Origin of the sequence: Limosilactobacillus frumenti DSM 13145 (assembly GCF_001436045.1) — a bacterium.
GTDB lineage: Bacteria > Bacillota > Bacilli > Lactobacillales > Lactobacillaceae > Limosilactobacillus > Limosilactobacillus frumenti.
This window is the reverse complement of record NZ_AZER01000016.1, coordinates 66,016-84,882: the sequence shown is the minus strand read 5'-3', so window position 1 is coordinate 84,882 and position 18,867 is coordinate 66,016. Positions and strand designations below refer to the sequence as shown.

The 18,867-nt window shown below is 43.5% G+C and carries 18 protein-coding genes; 2 read left to right on the top strand and 16 right to left on the bottom strand.

The features are described 5' to 3' along the window. Positions 1-31: 31 nt before the first annotated feature. Positions 32-880 carry a fructosamine kinase family protein gene (locus FD27_RS04960; protein WP_057750446.1) on the top strand — a complete coding sequence of 283 codons (849 nt, stop codon included), beginning with the start codon at positions 32-34 and terminating at the stop codon, positions 878-880. A gap of 58 nt (positions 881-938) precedes the next feature. Here the strand turns inward: FD27_RS04960 and dtd are convergent, their stop codons facing one another. The 6 genes from dtd to FD27_RS04930 all read right to left on the bottom strand — a co-directional run bounded on the left by dtd (position 939) and on the right by FD27_RS04930 (position 6,124). Further along, a complete protein-coding gene (gene dtd / locus FD27_RS04955) occupies positions 939-1,376 on the bottom strand; it encodes a D-aminoacyl-tRNA deacylase (protein ID WP_057750442.1) in 438 nt (145 codons plus the stop codon). Between the two features lie 12 nt (positions 1,377-1,388). Then, positions 1,389-3,626, bottom strand: coding sequence for a RelA/SpoT family protein (locus tag FD27_RS04950; RefSeq protein WP_057750438.1), 2,238 nt, complete (start codon positions 3,624-3,626; stop codon positions 1,389-1,391). A 16-nt stretch (positions 3,627-3,642) separates the two neighbouring features. Beyond that, the gene (locus tag FD27_RS04945) at positions 3,643-3,981 is read right to left on the bottom strand and encodes a hypothetical protein (protein ID WP_057750435.1); all 339 of its coding nucleotides are present in this window, start codon (positions 3,979-3,981) and stop codon (positions 3,643-3,645) included. Positions 3,982-4,036: 55 nt separating this feature from the next. Then, positions 4,037-4,795 carry an RsmE family RNA methyltransferase gene (locus tag FD27_RS04940; RefSeq protein WP_057750432.1) on the bottom strand — a complete coding sequence of 253 codons (759 nt, stop codon included), beginning with the start codon at positions 4,793-4,795 and terminating at the stop codon, positions 4,037-4,039. Beyond that, a complete protein-coding gene (prmA, locus tag FD27_RS04935) occupies positions 4,795-5,757 on the bottom strand; it encodes a 50S ribosomal protein L11 methyltransferase (RefSeq protein WP_057750429.1) in 963 nt (320 codons plus the stop codon). Before prmA ends, FD27_RS04940 begins: the two co-directional genes overlap by 1 nt. Before the next feature lie 85 nt (positions 5,758-5,842). Beyond that, a complete protein-coding gene (locus FD27_RS04930; protein WP_057752027.1) occupies positions 5,843-6,124 on the bottom strand; it encodes a hypothetical protein in 282 nt (93 codons plus the stop codon). A 273-nt stretch (positions 6,125-6,397) separates the two neighbouring features. Here FD27_RS04930 and FD27_RS04925 point away from each other — a divergent pair, with 273 nt between their 5' ends. Beyond that, positions 6,398-7,354, top strand: coding sequence for an L-lactate dehydrogenase (locus tag FD27_RS04925; RefSeq protein ID WP_057750426.1), 957 nt, complete (start codon positions 6,398-6,400; stop codon positions 7,352-7,354). Positions 7,355-7,418: 64 nt separating this feature from the next. On the opposite strand, the gene FD27_RS04920 is transcribed toward FD27_RS04925, so the two are convergent. The 10 genes from FD27_RS04920 to hrcA all read right to left on the bottom strand — a co-directional run bounded on the left by FD27_RS04920 (position 7,419) and on the right by hrcA (position 18,805). Further along, complete coding sequence (locus FD27_RS04920) at positions 7,419-8,261, bottom strand: transporter substrate-binding domain-containing protein (RefSeq protein WP_057750423.1); 843 nt, start codon at positions 8,259-8,261, stop codon at positions 7,419-7,421. Positions 8,262-8,281: 20 nt separating this feature from the next. Next, positions 8,282-8,983, bottom strand: a complete 702-nt coding sequence (locus tag FD27_RS04915) for an amino acid ABC transporter permease (protein WP_057750420.1) — start codon at positions 8,981-8,983, stop codon at positions 8,282-8,284. A gap of 14 nt (positions 8,984-8,997) precedes the next feature. After that, a complete protein-coding gene (locus FD27_RS04910) occupies positions 8,998-9,666 on the bottom strand; it encodes an amino acid ABC transporter permease (protein ID WP_057750417.1) in 669 nt (222 codons plus the stop codon). Positions 9,667-9,685: 19 nt separating this feature from the next. Beyond that, entirely contained in the window at positions 9,686-10,429 is a 744-nt protein-coding gene (locus tag FD27_RS04905) for an amino acid ABC transporter ATP-binding protein (RefSeq protein WP_057750413.1), read from the bottom strand. A 15-nt stretch (positions 10,430-10,444) separates the two neighbouring features. Continuing rightward, positions 10,445-11,458, bottom strand: coding sequence for a uroporphyrinogen decarboxylase family protein (locus FD27_RS04900; RefSeq protein WP_057750410.1), 1,014 nt, complete (start codon positions 11,456-11,458; stop codon positions 10,445-10,447). 444 nt (positions 11,459-11,902) lie between these two features. Continuing rightward, positions 11,903-13,738, bottom strand: a complete 1,836-nt coding sequence (gene lepA / locus FD27_RS04895; protein ID WP_057752024.1) for a translation elongation factor 4 — start codon at positions 13,736-13,738, stop codon at positions 11,903-11,905. A 178-nt stretch (positions 13,739-13,916) separates the two neighbouring features. After that, on the bottom strand, positions 13,917-15,074 hold the full coding sequence (dnaJ, locus tag FD27_RS04890) for a molecular chaperone DnaJ (RefSeq protein WP_057750407.1): 1,158 nt from the start codon (positions 15,072-15,074) through the stop codon (positions 13,917-13,919). 164 nt (positions 15,075-15,238) lie between these two features. Continuing rightward, positions 15,239-17,125, bottom strand: coding sequence for a molecular chaperone DnaK (gene dnaK / locus FD27_RS04885; RefSeq protein WP_057750405.1), 1,887 nt, complete (start codon positions 17,123-17,125; stop codon positions 15,239-15,241). Positions 17,126-17,158: 33 nt separating this feature from the next. Next, positions 17,159-17,740, bottom strand: a complete 582-nt coding sequence (gene grpE, locus FD27_RS04880; RefSeq protein WP_057750402.1) for a nucleotide exchange factor GrpE — start codon at positions 17,738-17,740, stop codon at positions 17,159-17,161. 12 nt (positions 17,741-17,752) lie between these two features. After that, entirely contained in the window at positions 17,753-18,805 is a 1,053-nt protein-coding gene (hrcA, locus tag FD27_RS04875; protein ID WP_057750399.1) for a heat-inducible transcriptional repressor HrcA, read from the bottom strand. Positions 18,806-18,867 lie beyond the last annotated feature (62 nt).

Sequence of the window (18,867 nt, the reverse complement as noted above, 5' to 3'; positions counted from 1 at the left end):
TAGAAAATAAACGATAAGAGGAGGTTTTGTAATGGGAGCAATTAATGCAGAGTGGTTTCAACAATTACCATTTCAAAAGATGGAAAGTTTTCGCCCAGTCAGTGGCGGTGACATTAATGAATCTTACCGCATTCAAGCTGATCATAAGTCATTTTTCATTAAAATTCAGCCCAACCAACCAGCCGATTACTTTAAACATGAAATTAATGGATTAAAGGCTATTGGGAAAATAATCAATACCCCAACCCCTATCTATAATGGCGTTATTGATAATAATGCCTACTTAGTGCTGAACTGGCTCAACGAGAGTACAGGTAGTCAATTCGAACTAGGTAAAGAAGTGGCAACCATGCACCAACAAATGAGTCCGAATGGGAAATTCGGCTTCACGGAAAATCACCGGACAAAGGCGCTTGTTAAAGATAATTCGTGGAACAATAACTGGACTGATTTCTACGTCAACCAGCGTTTACTTCCAGAAGTGGCAGTAGCTAGTCAGCGTGGGCGATGGAACACATGGCGGCAAAGTCACTTCAATCAAATGGTTGACCAATTTAAGCACTATTATCAAACTCATCAGGTTCAGCCTAGTTTACTCCACGGCGACCTGTGGGCCGGTAATTTTATGTTTGCTGATCACCAACCATACTTAATTGATCCCGACACAGTATACGGAGACCGAGAATTTGATTTGGCAATGACAACAGTATTTGGTGGTTTTAACCAAGACTTCTATCAGGGTTATAACGCGACTTATCCAATGGCGGCAGGAATAAATGACCGTCTTCCATGGTACCGTTTCTACTACCTTTGCATGCACCTCGTGCTATTCGGGGAAAGCTATGGACCATCAGTAGATAATATCTTGGCAAATTATTAATCGGTAACAAAAAGGGTTGCTGCAAGCATCTTGAATGCAGGTAGCAACCCTTTTAATATTACTTTTCATAAATGATGGTAACGGGTCCATCGTTTTCTAAATCAACTTGCATATCTGCACCAAAATGACCGGTTTCAACATGCACACCCGCAGCCCGTAATTTTTCATTGAAACGGTCATATAACGGTGATGCAATCTCCGGCTTGGCAGCATTAGTAAATCCAGGCCGGTTACCATGCTTAGTATCGGCATATAAGGTAAATTGAGAAATTGACAAAATAGCTCCATCAACATCCTTCAAGCCCTTGTTCATCTTGCCGTTTTCATCTTCAAAAACACGCAAATTAACAATCTTATGGACTAAGTAATCCAGTTTCTCATCATTATCATCAGGAGCAAAACCAACAAGAAGCATATAACCTTTTTTAATTGCCCCCACTGTCTCACCATCAATTGAAACTGACGCGTGAGTCACTCGTTGTAATACAACACGCACAGTAAGTCCTCCTTAACGAATAATCCGCTTTACAACATAAACGTCCTTGATATTTTTCAAACTATCCATAATAAACTGAAGCTGCCCGAGGTTGCGGACACCGATCGTCAAACTAATCGTCACCATCTTATTATGATCCACTTTTCCGTTAACGGAGTTCAAGAACCGGGTATTGTTGTTAATGGACCGTAAAACGTCATTTAACAAGCCATTACGGTTATACCCCTGAACTTCAATATTAGAATCATAATTAGTCCGGTCACCTTCAGGATTGGCCCAGTATACTGAAACAATTCGCTGGCCGCTCTTTTCAGCGGCCTTGATGTTCGGACAATCACTACGGTGAACCGAAACTCCGCGGCCCTTCGTAATGTATCCAACAATATCATCACCCGGTACTGGACTACAACAATGACTCAACCGCACTAAGAGGTTATCGACCCCTTCAACCACGATCCCTTCACTGGTTGCTTTGGCCTGTTTCCGTTGTTGGCGTTCGTCAGAGTTCTGAATAGTCTCGTGATCTTCCAAAACCGCCTTTTCAGCGGCCTGCTTACGATCATCTTCCGCTTTCTGTCGTAAGTCAGCAGTAAAGCGATTCCGCGCACCGACCGGAGCAATATCACCAAAACCAATCGCTGCAAAGAGATCATCAGCCGTTTGATAGTGCATCTGTTTAGCGACCTGTTGGCTCTTTTCCTCAGTCATTAAATCAAATGGATCATAGCCCGCCTCTTGGAGCTCATGTTCCACAATTTGCTTTCCCGTTTCAATGTTCTTGTCCCGGTTGTGAGCACGGAAAAACTGCCGAATCTTGTTCCGAGCCCGGCGGGTTGACACTAAGTCCAACCAGTCAGCACTTGGGCCAGCAGATGAACTGGAAGTTAAGATATCGACAATATCACCAGTCTTAATCTCATAATCTAGTGGAACAATCCGGCCATTGACCTTTGCTCCTGTCGTATGATTACCAACTTCGGTGTGAATTTGATAAGCCATATCCAACGGACCAGAACCCTTAGGCAATTCAATAACATCCCCCTTAGGCGTAAAGGCGTACACCTTGTCGGTAAAGACATCACTTTGGACCCCTTGCATAAATTCATCTATGCCATGACTTTCACTTCGTAGTTCAAGGATCTCCTTAACCACGTTCAGTTTTTGACTATCCTTCGTCTGCTGGACACCGTTGGTCTTTCCTTCCTTGTAGGCCCAGTGAGCAGCAACCCCATACTCGGCCACTTGGTGCATGTGGTGGGTCCGAATTTGCACTTCAAGCGGCTTTCCATGAGGGCCAATGATTGTCGTGTGCAATGACTGATAACCATTAGCTTTAGGCATCGCAATGTAATCCTTAAATCGTCCTGGCATTGGCTTCCAGTTCGTGTGAATTGCCCCCAGTGCGGCATAGCAATCTTTGATCGAATCGACAACAATCCGCACCGCTAAAAGGTCATAAATCTGGCTAAATTGCTTATGCTGGTTCACCATTTTACGGTAAATGGAGTAAATGTGTTTTGGCCGGCCGTAAATTTCAACATTTGGGCCTAGATTTAAATCGCTAATGGCCTTCTTGATTTCTTGGATTGCTTCATCAATATATTCCACCCGTTGATCACGCCGCGAATTCATTAAGTGGACAATCCGGTAGTATTGTTGCGGGTTTAAGTAACGAAGGGATAAATCTTCAAGTTCCCACTTGATCGTACTAATCCCTAATCGGTCGGCAATTGGTGCATAAATTTCCAACGTTTCATTAGAAATACGTCGTTGCTTATCGGGACGTAAATGTTGAAGCGTCCGCATATTATGGAGGCGGTCCGCAAGTTTGACAATCATAACCCGAATATCCTTAGACATGGCTAACAATAGTTTCCGGTGGGTAGCGGCCATTTGTTCCTTATTCGACTTATATTGAATCTTACCAAGCTTAGTATCACCATCGACGATGAGTGCAATTGTAGGGCCAAAAAGTTCCTTAATATCACCCAAAGTTGCCCCCGTATCCTCAACAATATCATGAAGGTAACCCGCACAAACCGTTTCTGGATCCATCTGCAAGTTGGCCAAAATACCAGCTACTTGAATAGGGTGAATAATATAAGGTTCGCCAGATTTCCGCCGCTGATCATGATGACAGATAGCAGCAAAACGATAGGCCTTTTCTACCAAGGCAACGTGTTCCTCATTCATATATGAGGCAACCATCTTTTGAACATCTTCATGAGTAAGTTCTTTTACTTCCGACACATCAATCACCCCTTGTTTAGTTGTTAGTTTGCATCATTGACCATGATAGGTAAATAACCCCTAAGTAAAAAATTGCAAAATACCAAGTATACTTCGGAAGAAAGAAGAAGGCCATAATCAAAAACAATCCGGGCAGGACAAATATGTTCCACCACCGCAACTGATTGCTACGCAGGTAATGACCAACCCAGACACACACGATCGTGTTGATAATCAGCAAAAATAGTCCCACCAGCCACGTTCGATGAACTAAATGTAATTTACCAGCCAATAGTGGGATCACGACCGCAAAGAGAATACTAAATCCCCATAATTTTAAATCAATTGCTCCCCAAGTTCTCTTATTTACACTCATTAATCTTTACTTCCCTACACTTACTTATAATATTGTGGTCATAATTGTACCACATTCACTTTTTATCAGAAGACACCAATTCAGTAATTACCGATACAGCTGATAGAAAGTACAGTGGTGCTGTTTCCGTCCGTAAAATTCGTGGTCCTAAACCAACTGGAATAACACCTTGACTTTCCATTGTGGCAACTTCTTCGCTGCTTAAGCCACCTTCAGGGCCAAAGATGGCTAACAATGATTCCCCAATTGTCGTTTGGCGAAGTACCTTAACGAGGGCACTCGTTTCCCCCTGCTTAGCAGATTCTTCCCAGGCAACCAAACGATGGGTAGCCGGATAGCTGTTAAGCAGTTCTTTTAGTGAATCACAGTAGTAAATTTGTGGTTGCACATTGCGGTGTGATTGTTCAGCAGCAGAATTGGCAATTTTCTGGAGTCTTGCCAGCTTCCGGGCTCTTTTATTACCTTGCCAGTGACTAATTGATCGTTCTGCATCGAAAAAGATGATCTGCTGAACACCTACTTCTGTTCCCTTTTGCACAATCATCTCAGGCTTTTCCTTTGTTTTAGGGATTCCACATGCAATTCCAGTATGCACTGGTAGTTCTGGATTTCGCCCTAATGCATGAATAATCGTTGCTGAAACTGTGGGAGCAGTCGATGTTAGTTCAGCCAAGTAGCATTGATGGTCATTAAAGACCAGCTCAAATCGCGTTCCTATTTGTGCACGGAGCACCGTTACAAGGTGGTGACTAATATCATCAGGCAATGTAAAACGTTGATTAGGTACTGCTCTGTTAACAAAATAGTGCTGCATTACTGTTCATCCTCCGTTGGTTTATGAGCAATCATGCCATACCAATCCTTCATCCGCAGCTGTTGGTCAATAATAAAGCCCGCTGCGTGTAACTTATTGCGAACTAACTCGGCCTTATCCTTAATTATTCCCGATACTAAGAAGTGCCCGCCTGGACGAAGATTTTCCATTGCTTGTGGAACTAACGGGACAATGATTTCCGCTAAAATATTGGCCACAATCAAGTCCACTTGCGTATGAATCCCATCCAGTAAACTGTTAACCCCCACTTTGACATCAGAAGCTACCGGATTCAGTGCTAAATTGCGCTTGGCAGAATGAACTGCCACTTCGTCGATATCATAGGCAGCAATATCATCCGCGCCGAGTTGCTTGGCAGCAATGCTCAACACCCCAGACCCTGTACCGACATCAATCATCGACTCACCGCCCCGCACGACGATTTCCAGGGCTTCTAACATCAACCGCGTTGTTGGATGCGTCCCGGTTCCAAAAGCCATTCCTGGGTCAAGAATAATAAGTTTTTCGTCTGGTGACTGGCGTTGATACTTCTCCCATTCAGGGACAATTGTTAAGCGGCTAGTTATTCGTAATGGATGATAATATTTTTGCCAAACCGTTGCCCATTTTTCATCATTAACTTGATCAGCAACAACGGACCCCTCTCCCGGATCCAAATCGAACTGAGCTAATTGCTGAACCCGTTGCTTGATGATCGGCACTAATTCTGGAACAAACGTCTTTTCAGGAAAGTAACCAGTAATTGCGGCGCCAGAGGCCCGATGAGGGATTGTCTTTGGATCAACAATTTCACCGTGTTTGCCAAACCGTCCTGGCTTTAACTTTGCGAAATCGGCAGCATCATCAATCTGCACACCGACCGCCCCTTCATCAGTCAAAATATACGAAACCGCTTCAACTGCCTCATTCGTAGTAATGACCTTAATCGCTGTCCAGCCCATGTATATTCCTCCATCCGTTGTTCAATATGAAAAAGAGACTGAGTTTTACGCTCAGCCCCTTTAATATGCAGCATCACTGTCGCACTTACTCATCACTATTATCATTAGTCGTTTGATCATCTTTTTCAAAGTGACTCTTAAGATAATCAATTAAATCTGCTTCAGTCAAAAAGATTCGTGGATGATGCTGGTGATGCAGACGAACGTCAATTTCATTAATTCGCAGACGTCCCGTCCAAGTGTGGGAGTATCGAATGATTACCCGGTTGTTGAGTTTATGTTTACCAAAACGAAAAACGTATACATGTTGGGGAGTCATCATCGGACGAATGTACTCCTTTTTGTACATCAAATCATGGTCACGCATAAAACGTTTGGTTTGATTCAGCATGGTAATCACCTCCTCCTATTCATAGATTGTTTAGATACAGATATATTTTATCACATGGTTAACAGAGTGCAAAAGGATCCGTTAATGAAAAGTAAACAAAATTTTATTTATTCGATGAATATGTGAATAATTAACACATTCGTGAATTATATCCAAATCTGATAGCAATTTTCACAAGGAATGGTATAATCAATATGTGAGAGAAATCTCAAATTGCATATTCACAGATGAAAGGGAGACTGTTTAATTATGTCTAAGAATCATCAAAAAGTTGTTCTTGTCGGTGACGGTGCCGTTGGTTCAAGTTATGCTTACGCAATGGTTCAACAAGGATTGGCTGAAGAATTAGCCATTGTTGATATCGTTAAGAAGCGTACTGAAGGTGACGCTTTGGACCTTGAAGATGCTACTGTCTTCACTGCCCCAAAGCAAATCTACTCTGCTGATTACGACACTTGCAAGGACGCTGACTTGGTAGTTATCACTGCTGGTGCTCCTCAAAAGCCAGGTGAAACTCGTCTTCAATTGGTTGACAAGAACTTGAAGATCATGAAGTCTGTTGTTGAACCAATCGTTAAGTCTGGTTTCAACGGTATCTTCTTGATTGCCGCTAACCCAGTTGACATCTTAACTTACGCTGTTCAAAAGCTTTCTGGCTTCCCAAAGAACAAGGTTATTGGTTCCGGTACTTCACTGGACTCATCACGTCTTCGTATTGCTTTGGCTAAGTTGTTCCACGTTGACCCACGCGATGTTGCCGCAAACATTGTTGCTGAACACGGTGACTCTGAATTTGCTGCTTACTCAACCGCTACTATTGGTGGTAAGCCATTACTTGACATTGCTAAGGAAAACAATGTTTCAATGGATCAACTTCTTAAGATCGAAGATGACGTTCGTAACAAGGCTTACGAAATCATTAACCGTAAGGGTGCTACCTACTATGGTGTTGCTACCTGCCTGATGCGGATTTCTCGTGCCATCTTACGTGACGAACATGCTGTACTCCCTGTTGGTGCTCCAATGAACGGTGAATACGGTATCAACGACCTTTACATTGGTACTCCTGCAGTTGTTTCTGCAAACGGTATCGACAAGGTTATTGAATTGCCATTAGATGACCGTGAAAAGAAGGCCATGGATGCTTCTGCAGCTGCCCTTGAAAAGGTTGCTAAGGATGGTATGGCTAAGCTTCAAAACAACTAATTTACTTTAGTTGTTATAGCAAAAAGAGACCGGCTTGTCGCCGATCTCTTTTTTATTTTAAAAATTACTTGTTGAATTCAGCATTGTATTCCTTCTTGGCATTAGGCAATGCAAACGTATTTTCATACAGGTACTTCTTGGTTAACTTTTCTAAGTAACCGTCATTATAAAGCTTCTGAATTTCCTTATTAAGATCTTTAGTCAGCTTCTTGTTTTGACTGCTCTTGTGAACTAACAAGTAGGCAGACCGTTGATCAATGGACTTTGAAGCGGTTAGCTTTTTACCATTTTTGGAATTAGCGACTTGCTTGTAAGCAGCATATGGATATAAAGCAACATCATACTTACCATTGGCTACTTGAGCTAGGGCATCCGCGGATGATTGGTCACCGATGGCCTTTAAGTTAACTTTCTTACTGTGGGAATTGTTGTAATCCTGTAAAACACTGTAACGGGCATCATCAGTAGAAACTGGTACTAATTTGAGGTTCTTCTTAGCAACTTCATTCAACGAAGCAGCTTTCTTACCGTTCTTCCGATAAACCAGTCGCAAATCATCGAGTCCCACTGCACGAGTGTGGTAGTAAGTTTGAAAACGTTGTTTGTTATACCACGAGTTGTTTAAGGCAATGTCGTACTTACCACTTTGTAGTCCGGAAAAAACCGCATTTTGTGAAGTAAAGGTTGTCTTAAACTTGTATTGAGGAAGGTCATGATCAATTTTCTTAATTAATTCACCATAGTAACCTTCCGGACCGTGGTCGGTGTTTACGATATAAGCTGGATTACCGTTAGGAGCAGCTACATTCACGGTTTTAGCCGCATGGACTGTTCCCCCAGCTGACACAACCGTCGCCGCGACGAGACCGGCTAATGATAAACGAGTAAATAATTTAGTTAATTTCATAATACAATTCCTTTCTGCTCCTATTGAGCAATGACGTAACGTTGTCGCAACCGTGCTTCAATTAACCGCAGGATTCGTGCAAAGATCCAGCACAAGATGATGTAGATAACGAGAGCATCAGTGTAAGTTTCTAGGTACTTAAAGCCAATTGAGGAAATAATATTAGCTTGTCCCATAATTTCGACCAACCCAATGTTATAAACAAGGGCGGTATCCTTGATTAAATCAAGAAAAATATTTGTGAAGTTCGGAATCAGGTTTACAGTCAACTGGGGAATCACAATTTGAGTAATTCCCTTAACCGGACTCATCCCCACTGTCAGGGCAGCTTCATACTGACCAGGATCAACAGCATGGTATGCTGCGCGAATACTTTCCGAAAGATTGGCCATGGCATTCAATCCATAGGCCGAGAAGGCAATTACAATTGCCGGCAAACCATCAGGATTAGTATTCCATCCCCACCCTTTCATCAAAACTAGCAACTGTGGCAGACCATAATAAACGACGTATAGCTGAACCAGGATGGGAGTTCCCCGAATAAAGGAAACCAGGACAGCCAAGACTTGCGATAATCCGGGAATCTTCTTTTCCCGTGCAATGACCACTAAGATTGCGAGCAAGAGGCCAATGATCGTAGCACCAAACGTGATCAACAATGTGAGGGGAGTGGCTGCCAGAATCTGACTAAATGAATCACGAGCAAAATTAATATCAAACATTGAACTCCACCTCCCTAAATCATTTGCCGGTAACGACGGCGGATCAAACGGAACAAGGCTTCAATCACGAGAACCAGTAGCCAGTAAGTTAAAGCCAGCAGGACAAAAATCTGTAACTGATGGAGGCCTGCTGTCTGGTTGGAAAGATTTGAGGCTTGGTTATACAAATCATAAAGACCGATAACATACACTAATGAAGTTGCTTTGACCAACCCAACAACTAGATTCTCAATATTCGGCAAGGCAATCATTGCTGCCTGGGGAATGATGATTTGCCAGAAAGTTGTCCGATCGGGCATTCCAACTGACCGCGCTGCTTCTATTTGACCGCGATCAACTGAAAGATATGCACTTCGGAAAGCTTCGGATAAATATCCACTCCAGCCCAGAGTGAGTCCCAGAACCCCAAACGTCATTCTGGTCCAATGGTCGATGTCAATACCAATTGCCTTCAACAAGACTGGTAGTCCATAATAGGCCATCAGTAGCATCAACAGCGGTGGTGTCCCCCGAACCAAGTTGAGGTAGACCGTGGCAATTCCCCGGGCAAACCTATTCTTTCGTAAGTCAAGCCAAGTCAGTGCCAATCCTAAGATAGTGGCAAAGATGAATGACCAAATCAGGAGTGTCAAGGTATTGGGAAAGCCACGCCAAATTACTGATAGGATCTTTTGGCTATTCATTTTTGATGACCCTCCTTTATTAATAGTTATCTGCTAAGGCATTCAAGAATTGCTTGGTACGTTGCTTTTGGGGATGATCAAAGATGTCGGCAGGTTTGCCAATCTCCTGAATTTGACCATCTGCAAAGAACGCCACCCGACTAGCAACATTGCGGGCAAACCACATTTGGTGAGTAACCACGACCATTGTTTGCCCATTTTCAGCTAAGCGCTGCATATCTTTCAGAACCGTCCCCACCAACTCAGGATCCAAAGCACTAGTTGGTTCATCGAACAGGACCACTTCTGGTTTCAAAACCGTCGCCCGCGCAATTCCAATTCGTTGCTGCTGACCACCAGACAGTTGGGTTGGAAAATAGTGCCGACGATCATACAAGCCCAAGTTCTTTAATGCTTGTGCGGCCTTCTGATTGGCAGTTTTAGCATCCACCCCATGTCCATAAATCAATCCTTCCGCAATGTTCTGTTGAGCGGTCTTATTTTTAAAGAGGTTATAATTTTGGAAGACCATCGCGGTATGACGACGAACCCACTGGACTTGTTGTTTACTAGGTTTACCCAGGTCGATCGTCTGATCAGCAAAGTGCATCGTTCCTGAATCAGCATGTTCTAAGAAATTTAAGTTGCGCAATAAAGTAGTTTTTCCGGAACCAGATGGCCCAATGATAACAAGTACCTCGCCCTGGTGAATTTGAAGGTCAACGCCATCTAACACCTGGTGACCATTAAATTGTTTTTGTAAATCTTTGACTTCTAGTAACATCTTGATAACCCCTTCTTAGATTTGATGAGCAGCCTCAATGGCCCAATTAAGGCGCTGGTATGAAATATCACGTGGTACCGTGCAGTCAGCACCAAGCAGAACTCCTTTCTTCCCAACTTCACTAATGAGGCGGTGGACCTCATCTTGAATCTGTTGTTTTGTTCCAGTATACAGAAGGCCTTTAACACTATTATCAAAGCCACCAAGGACAGGACGGTCATTAAAAAGCTTCTTCCCTTCAGCTAAGGTATAGTGATCAACCCCTGTTGCCCAGTTAATAACCTGCAAGGAATAATCCTTGAACCAGGATAATTCGTTTGTCGCCCCATCAAAGCCACAGATATGAAGGATGTTCAGTGGTGAAACGGCATTAATAGCGGTTTGCACTTCCATATCGATTGGCTCCATTACTTGTTCGAAAAAGTGATGATTATTAACTCGTGAATCTTGAATGGACTGGGTACTGTAGTAGATTCCATCAATCTTAGTATTGGCCATCAAAACCGTGACAAGCGTTTTCAAGTCCGCAGCCATTTGTTTAAGCACCGCAACGACGACCTGAGGATGTTTTTCGTAAAGGTCAGCAAAGCGATGGTCACCAGTTGTCAACGGTTCAATGTAGTGTTCAAACAGTGCCCATTTGAATAAAATTAATGGCGAAAACATCGTGATGAACACCGGACGATCACCAACAATAACTTGTTGCTGGCGGGCCAATTCAACTTGACCGGTAATCCATGGATCATCAGTAGTCAATGGTTGCAAGTTAACCAATTGATCCGGATCTAATGGGTTGTCCACACCGCGGAAAGGATATGGGAAGTAGCCGTCCAACATCGTTTTTGCAAAGTCAACGTGAACCTTATCATAGTAATCCTGGTGACCCTTCAAATTTGTTTGAACCACTGCTGGTTTTACGGCCGCGTCTGTAAATTCATTGTCAGCAAAGTGCCGCCAGAAAGATACCGGCACATGCTTAGGGGTTTGGTTATGTAATGCGGCCAAAACTTCTTGTCTATCTAATACCATATTTACTCCACTCCTCCATTTCTAAGTACACAAAAAGGGCAACGAATCACTAACATGATCCGTTGCCCTATCATTTTTGATAGAAGATGTCGTTCTACTGGGTACGATCAATCAATCCCAAAAGAACGGCCAACTGAACCCATGTCAGTATGTCCGCTATTCATAATTGATTGACAACAACACATTGAATAAGTTTGTAACATGAGTTCACCTTCTTTTTCGTTTTCTTGAGTACATTTGTAAATATATCATCTTGCTTATTTTTTGTCAATAACAAATTTATAATGATTTTCTAATTTTGTGCTAATTATGCTTTATAAGAGCATAAAAAATCACTTTCCCATTTACTAGGAAAGTGATCAAATTTGTTATTCAGGGAAAACTACTCAATGAATCGCCCTAGTTTTGTTAAACAGAATGGCGAGAATGCTGTAATATCAACGCTTATTTATCGTCGACTTCTTCGTCAGTCTTCAAAACGGCCATGAAGGCTTCTTGGGGAATATCAACCTTACCAACGGCTTTCATCCGTTTTTTACCACGCTTCTGCTTCTCCAGTAGCTTAGCACGCCGATCAGGGTCCCCAGTGTGGATCCGCGCAGTAACATCCTTCCGGTAAGCCTTAATGTTGGTCCGAGAAATAATCTTCGAACCAATGGCGGCCTGAATAGGAATTTCAAAGTTTTGTCGCGGAATAATCTTTTTCAGTTTAGAAGTGATATCCCGCGCACGCTCCGCCGCAAAATCACGGTGGGCAATGAAACTGAGGGCATCGACCTTGTCACCATTCAGTAAAATATCGATCTTGACGAGGTCACTTGGCCGGTAGTCATCAATTTCGTAGTCCAGGGAGGCATAACCACGCGTCGATGACTTCAGTTTATCAAAAAAGTCAAAAATAATTTCAGACAACGGAATATGGTAAATCACGTTCACCCGTGTGTCACTTAAGTATTCCATTGTGTCGAACTGGCCACGTTTCCGCTGGCATAATTCCATCACTGGCCCCACGTAATCATTTGGCACCATGATAGAGGCCTTAACGAATGGTTCTTTAATGTCCTTAATAGATGATGCATCAGGCATTTCGGCTGGGTTTTCAACGTCCTTGACACTGCCATCATGAAGGTCAACATGATAAGTAACCGATGGCGCTGTCGTAATCAAGTCCAGGTTAAATTCTCGCTCTAACCGCTCTTGAACAACATCCATGTGCAAAAGGCCGAGGAATCCACAACGAAAACCGAACCCTAATGCTTGTGACGATTCCGGTTCAAATGTCAACGCCGCATCATTCAACTGTAATTTTTCCAGGGCATCCCGTAAGTCATTGAACTTGGCATTATCGGTGGGATAAAGCCCTGCATAAACCATTGGGGTCATTTGACGGTAACCTTCCAGTGGCTTACCGGTTGGGTGATCAGCATTAGTGACCGTATCACCGACCCGCGTATCCTTAATGTCCTTGATGCTGGCAGTGATATAACCAACATCCCCGGCCATCAAGACGTCCCGCGCCAATGGTTTTGGTGAGTTGATCCCAACTTCAGCCACTTCATATTCGGTGCCGGAGTTCATCAGGCGAATGTGGTCACCCTTTTTCACGGTTCCCTCAAAAACCCGCACACTGAGCACAACCCCTCGGTAATCATCGTACTTTGAATCAAAGATCAATGCTTTGAGAGGGGCAGTTAAGTCACCAGTTGGTGCTGGGACATCCTTAACGATGCGTTCGAGGACCTTATCTACCCCTAGCCCTGTCTTCGCACTCACATCCACGGCATCTTCAGTATCGAGACCAATCTCATCTTCAATCTGCTTCTTAGTACCTTCCGGATCAGCCGATGGCAAATCAATTTTATTGATCACTGGCAGAATCTCCAAATCATTATCAAGTGCCAGGTAGGTATTGGCCAGCGTCTGAGCTTCGACCCCTTGTGAAGCATCGACGACAAGCAAAGCGCCTTCACAAGCAGCAAGTGAACGTGAAACTTCATATGAAAAGTCCACATGACCTGGGGTATCAATTAAGTGGAAAATGTAATCCTGCCCATCCTTGGCATGGTAGGTCAAAGCAACCGCATTCAACTTAATAGTAATTCCCCGTTCTCGTTCCAGGGGCATATCATCTAAGACTTGGTTTTTCATCTCCCGCTTACTAATCGTATCCGTCATTTCAAGGATCCGGTCAGCCAGTGTCGACTTACCATGGTCAATATGAGCGACAATGGAAAAGTTACGGATATGTTTTTGACGTTCTTTCATTTCGTCTAAACTCATTGTCATTGTTATCTACTCACTACTTTCTACCAAAATACTACGTCTAGTATACCAAAGACCCCTCACCGATGGAAAAGGGAATCCCTAATTAGCCACCAAAATGACCCCTAGCGTCGCAGAAATGCTAACGCTAGAGGTCATCAATTATTAGTACTAAATTGAAGTGTACAAACTCGGTTTATTTATCTTCAAAGGCATCACGGAGTTTATCCAAGACGGACTTTTTAACACCCTTGACATCCTCACCGGAAGCTGCGGCAAAGGCCATCATAGCTTCCCGTTGCCGTTTATTAAGGCTCTTTGGTGTCCGAACATGAACAGTCACATGTTCATCACCATTACCGCTACCGTTCAAGTGTGGAACACCCTTGCCCCGCAACCGGAAGTTCGTTTCAGACTGTGTGCCGGCTGGAATCTTCAAGTCAACGTCACCATGAACCGTCTTAACCTTGACTTGATCACCAAGAGCAGCTTGAGCAAATGAAATGTCTTGATCGACATAAATTGTGGAGCCATCACGACGGAATTCACGGCTCGGCGTAACGCGGAAGATGATGTAAAGGTCACCAGCGGGGCCACCATTAGCACCTGCATCCCCTTGGTGTTGAAGACGCATTTGTTGCCCATCATCAACACCAGCAGGAATCTTAACTTCCAGTTCATGCTTTTCGTGAATATGACCGGATCCGTGGCAGGTCGTGCACCGGTCTTCTGGCTTGAGGATCTTACCAGAGCCATTACATTCTGGACAAGTTGTTTGGGTTTGAATGTTCCCCAACGGTGTTTGCCGAACAGAGGTGATAAACCCCCGGCCACCACAACGTGAACAAGTAACTGGTGCTTTGCCAGGCTTAGCTCCTGTGCCGTGACAGGTTTTACATTCAGCATCACGGTCATACTTAATGGTTGTCGTCTTACCAAAAATAGCGTCCATAAATTTCAAAGTCATGGTGTATTGAAGGTCACGACCTTGACGTGGAGCTGTTGGATCAGCCTGACGACGTTGACCGCCGCCAAAGAACTGACTGAAGATGTCGTCAAAGCCACCCGCACCAAAACCTTGTGAGAAGCCTTGACCCTGACCAAATCCGCCAAAGCCTTGACCACCTGAACCCTGTGGACCAGCAGAGCCAAATTGATCATATTGAGCACGCTTTTGCTTGTCGTGCAAAACTTCGTAAGCTTCATTAATCTTCTTAAACTTCTCTTCTGCACCTGGTGCATGGTTGACATCAGGGTGGTACTTGGCTGCTAAACGCCGGTAAGCATGATTAATATCACTATCAGAAGCGTCTTTGGAAACTCCTAGAATGTCGTAATAACTTTCTTCTGCCATATGGATCCCCCATAAATAAATTCTTGTTTAGTTATAACATATTTTGATGTTCAAGAATAGAACGCGACATTATAACTAATAACACGCTAGTTGATAAGAAAAGCCTATGACATCACTTGTCACAGGCTTTTACTTATTAATCTCTAACCTGTATGCGCGCTAGTTTACTTCTTATCATCTGGGGTAACATCTTTGAAGTCGCCATCAACAGTATTACCATCATTGCCGGAATTACCATTGTTGTCGTTGTTGCCACCAGCATTGTTGTTACCAGCTGCACCGGCTTGACCGCCTTGAGCACCTTGAGCACCTTGAGCCTTTTGGTAAAGCTTGACACTCAGGTCCTGAATAACCTTGTTCAAAGCATCCTTCTTGGCCTTCATATCATCAAGGTTGCCACTTTCTTTAGCCTTCTTCAATGCGTCACGAGCATCTTCAGCCTTCTTGATATCTTCTTCAGGAACCTTGCCCTTAACTTCCTTCAAAGTCTTGTCAACTTGGAAGAGTTCTTGGTCAACTTCGTTCTTCAAGTCAACTTCAGCCTTCTTCTTCTTGTCGGCTTCGGCATGTTCTTCGGCATCCTTCTTCATCCGTTCAATTTCGGCGTCGGACAAACCGGAGTTAGACTTGATAACGATCTTTTGTTCCTTACCAGTTCCCATATCCTTAGCGGAAACGTTAACAATCCCGTTCTTGTCGATATCGAAGGTAACCTTAATTTGAGGCACACCACGAGGAGCAGCAGGAATGTCAGTCAGTTGGAAGTTCCCTAATGTCTTATTATCAGCTGCCATTGGACGTTCACCCTGGAGAACGTGAATATCAACAGCAGATTGATTATCAGCGGCAGTAGAGAAGATTTGACTCTTTGAAGTTGGAATCGTCGTGTTCCGATCAATCAACTTGGTGAAGACACCACCCATGGTTTCGATACCAAGAGAAAGTGGCGTAACATCAAGCAAAACAACATCCTTAACATCACCGGTCAGAACCCCACCTTGGATAGCAGCACCAAGTGCAACCGCTTCATCTGGGTTAATTGAGTGGTTAGGTTCCTTGCCAGTTAATTCCTTAACCATTTCTTGGACGGCAGGAATACGAGTTGAACCACCATTGAGAATAACTTCATCAATGTCATCGAATGATAAGTCAGCATCCTTCAATGCGTTCAAAACTGGTTGCTTCGTCCGCTCAACTAAGTCATTAGTCAGTTGGTTAAATTGAGCACGCGTCAACGTCTTTTCCAAGTGCAGAGGGCCTTCATCACCAGAAGCAATGAATGGTAGGCTGATTTGAGCTTCTTGAACACCAGACAAATCCTTCTTAGCCTTTTCTGCGGCGTCCTTCAAACGTTGTAATGCCATCTTATCTTTGGACAGATCAATCCCATGTTCTTGTTTGAAGCCATCGATCAACCAATCCATGATCTTTTGGTCAAAGTCATCCCCACCAAGGTGAGTATCACCGTTAGTTGAGAGAACTTGGAAGACCCCGTCACCTAATTCTAGGATGGAAACATCGAAAGTCCCACCACCAAGGTCGTAAACCAGGATCTTTTCATCCTTGTCCTTCTTGTCCAAACCATAGGCCAGTGATGAAGCCGTTGGTTCGTTGATGATCCGCTTAACATCCAGGCCAGCGATCTTACCAGCATCCTTAGTAGCTTGACGTTGAGCATCATTAAAGTATGCAGGAACAGTGATAACCGCCTTGTCAACAGTATCACCAATGTAGTCTTCAGCATACTTCTTCAGGTATTGAAGAATCATTGCTGAAATTTCTTGTGGAGTGTACTTTTTACCATCAACTTCAACAGTGTATCCGGCTTCACCCATGTGACTCTTAATTGATGAAATAGTGTTTGGATTGGTAATAGCTTGCCGCTTAGCAACTTCACCAACTTGAGTTTCACCATTCTTAAATGCAACAACAGATGGAGTTGTCCGACTACCTTCTGGATTGGTAATAATCTTTGGTTCCTTACCTTCCATTACGGCAACCGCTGAGTTAGTAGTACCTAAATCAATACCAATAATTTTGTTACTTGCCATGTTTTCTTCCCTCTTTATAATTTGATATCTAATTTATTGTGTCACAACAACCATTGATGGCCGTAAAACACGATCTTTTAGCTGATAACCAGCTTGCAACACCTTTGCAACTGTATCTGGCTTTTGATCACCCTGCACCGGAACAGTCTGAACTGCCTGGTGAAGGTTCGGATCAAAGGGTTTACCTTCAGCCTCAATCTCAGTAATGCCATGATCCTTCAATGCTGCCACTAAGTGATCATGGGTCATTTGAATTCCCTTCATCAATTGTTTGCCGTTATCATCGGTCACTTTGATCTGGAGGGCTCGCTTAAGATTGTCTAACACTGGTAAGATGGACTTTGCTAAATCTTGTCCATCATATTTCAAAATTTGAGCACGTTCTTTATTAAAACGTGTTGTCATATTTTGAATTTCTGCTTCTGCCCGCAAGTACTGGTCATCTTTGTCATCAAGCTTTTTTTGCAAGTCAGCCACCTGTTTTTGAAGTTGCTCTTCTTTTGATGGTGCCTTTGCTTTCTTGGCAGTAGCCTTTTGGTGCCCCGTCGTTTGCTTTGCTTGACTAGTTTGTTGCTTTTGTGAGTCAGCAGACTTTGCATCTTCCTTCTTAGCCACTATCTTCGCCTCCTATGAATCATAAAAATGACGATAATAACCTAACAATCGTTTTGCTAACTCCTGACGAAAGGCATTAACAATCCCAATCGTCCGCGAATATGGCATCCTCGTTGGACCGAGCACCGCAATGATGCCCTTACCATATTGATCAACGTCATAAGTAGCAGTGATTAAACTATAATCATCCAATACTTGATTATCCGCAATTTCGTTACCTATCCGGACATGAACACCACCGTCAGGCTTGGAATCTGCATCTAACAGATGTGATAAACTATCACTTTGATCCAATAAACGGTAAATTGTTTGCAGGTCATGTGGATCCTGGTGATCAGAAAAGCCCAACAGGTTTAACCGACCGCCAACATAGAAACGATCCCGGGCAGCATTCTTCAGGACACTGTCAAAGATATCCAGGAATCCTTCGGGGCTTTCCAGATAGTGCGTAACCTTAATCGGAATATCGGTATTGAGCCGCTTTACAACCTCAGACAACTCATGACCAACTAACTGGTCATTAATCAGCCGAACAACTGACTCAATTGCCTCAGTATCAACATTCCGTGGAAGTGTGAACGATTGACTCTCCACATTACCAGAATCAGTCACGAGGATCGCGATGACTTTTTGGTCTCCTAATGGAACCAAACGGAATCCACTAAGTCGCACATCTGCCTGCTCAGGCTTTAGTGCAAAGGCAGTGTATGAAGTCAAGTTGGAAAGAATATCAGCTGAATGAGAAACAATTTCATCAATCTTCTGGTAGTTATCCCCTAACGAATTCTGAATGACTAACAGGTCATTATCCGTCACTGCTGACGGATCTAGGAGATGGTCAACGTAATAGCGGTACCCCTTTTTCGAAGGCACCCGTCCTGACGAAGAATGCTGTTTATTAATCAAACCATTCTTTTCCAAGACAACCATCTCGTTACGAACAGTCGCGGAGCTAACCTTGAATGGCAATTTTTCCACCAAGTGCTTCGAGCCGACTGGTTGACCTGTTGACGTGTATTGACGTACAATCGCTTGCAGGATCTTCTTTTGACGCTGTGTTAGCATTATTATCACTTCCTTTTAGCACTCTAATAGTCCAAGTGCTAAACACACTGTATAATATACCA

Excerpts from the sequence above, each read along its gene's own strand:
- FD27_RS04960 (WP_057750446.1), top strand. The coding sequence starts at position 32 with ATGGGAGCAATTAATGCAGAGTGGTTTCAACAATTACCATTTCAAAAG.
- FD27_RS04945 (WP_057750435.1), bottom strand. The coding sequence starts at position 3,981 with ATGAGTGTAAATAAGAGAACTTGGGGAGCAATTGATTTAAAATTATGG.
- FD27_RS04940 (WP_057750432.1), bottom strand. The coding sequence starts at position 4,795 with ATGCAGCACTATTTTGTTAACAGAGCAGTACCTAATCAACGTTTTACA.
- prmA (WP_057750429.1), bottom strand. The coding sequence starts at position 5,757 with ATGGGCTGGACAGCGATTAAGGTCATTACTACGAATGAGGCAGTTGAA.
- FD27_RS04930 (WP_057752027.1), bottom strand. The coding sequence starts at position 6,124 with ATGCGTGACCATGATTTGATGTACAAAAAGGAGTACATTCGTCCGATG.
- FD27_RS04925 (WP_057750426.1), top strand. The coding sequence starts at position 6,398 with ATGTCTAAGAATCATCAAAAAGTTGTTCTTGTCGGTGACGGTGCCGTT.
- FD27_RS04920 (WP_057750423.1), bottom strand. The coding sequence starts at position 8,261 with ATGAAATTAACTAAATTATTTACTCGTTTATCATTAGCCGGTCTCGTC.
- FD27_RS04915 (WP_057750420.1), bottom strand. The coding sequence starts at position 8,983 with ATGTTTGATATTAATTTTGCTCGTGATTCATTTAGTCAGATTCTGGCA.
- FD27_RS04910 (WP_057750417.1), bottom strand. The coding sequence starts at position 9,666 with ATGAATAGCCAAAAGATCCTATCAGTAATTTGGCGTGGCTTTCCCAAT.
- FD27_RS04905 (WP_057750413.1), bottom strand. The coding sequence starts at position 10,429 with ATGTTACTAGAAGTCAAAGATTTACAAAAACAATTTAATGGTCACCAG.
- FD27_RS04900 (WP_057750410.1), bottom strand. The coding sequence starts at position 11,458 with ATGGTATTAGATAGACAAGAAGTTTTGGCCGCATTACATAACCAAACC.
- lepA (WP_057752024.1), bottom strand. The coding sequence starts at position 13,738 with ATGAGTTTAGACGAAATGAAAGAACGTCAAAAACATATCCGTAACTTT.
- dnaJ (WP_057750407.1), bottom strand. The coding sequence starts at position 15,074 with ATGGCAGAAGAAAGTTATTACGACATTCTAGGAGTTTCCAAAGACGCT.
- dnaK (WP_057750405.1), bottom strand. The coding sequence starts at position 17,125 with ATGGCAAGTAACAAAATTATTGGTATTGATTTAGGTACTACTAACTCA.
- hrcA (WP_057750399.1), bottom strand. The coding sequence starts at position 18,805 with ATGCTAACACAGCGTCAAAAGAAGATCCTGCAAGCGATTGTACGTCAA.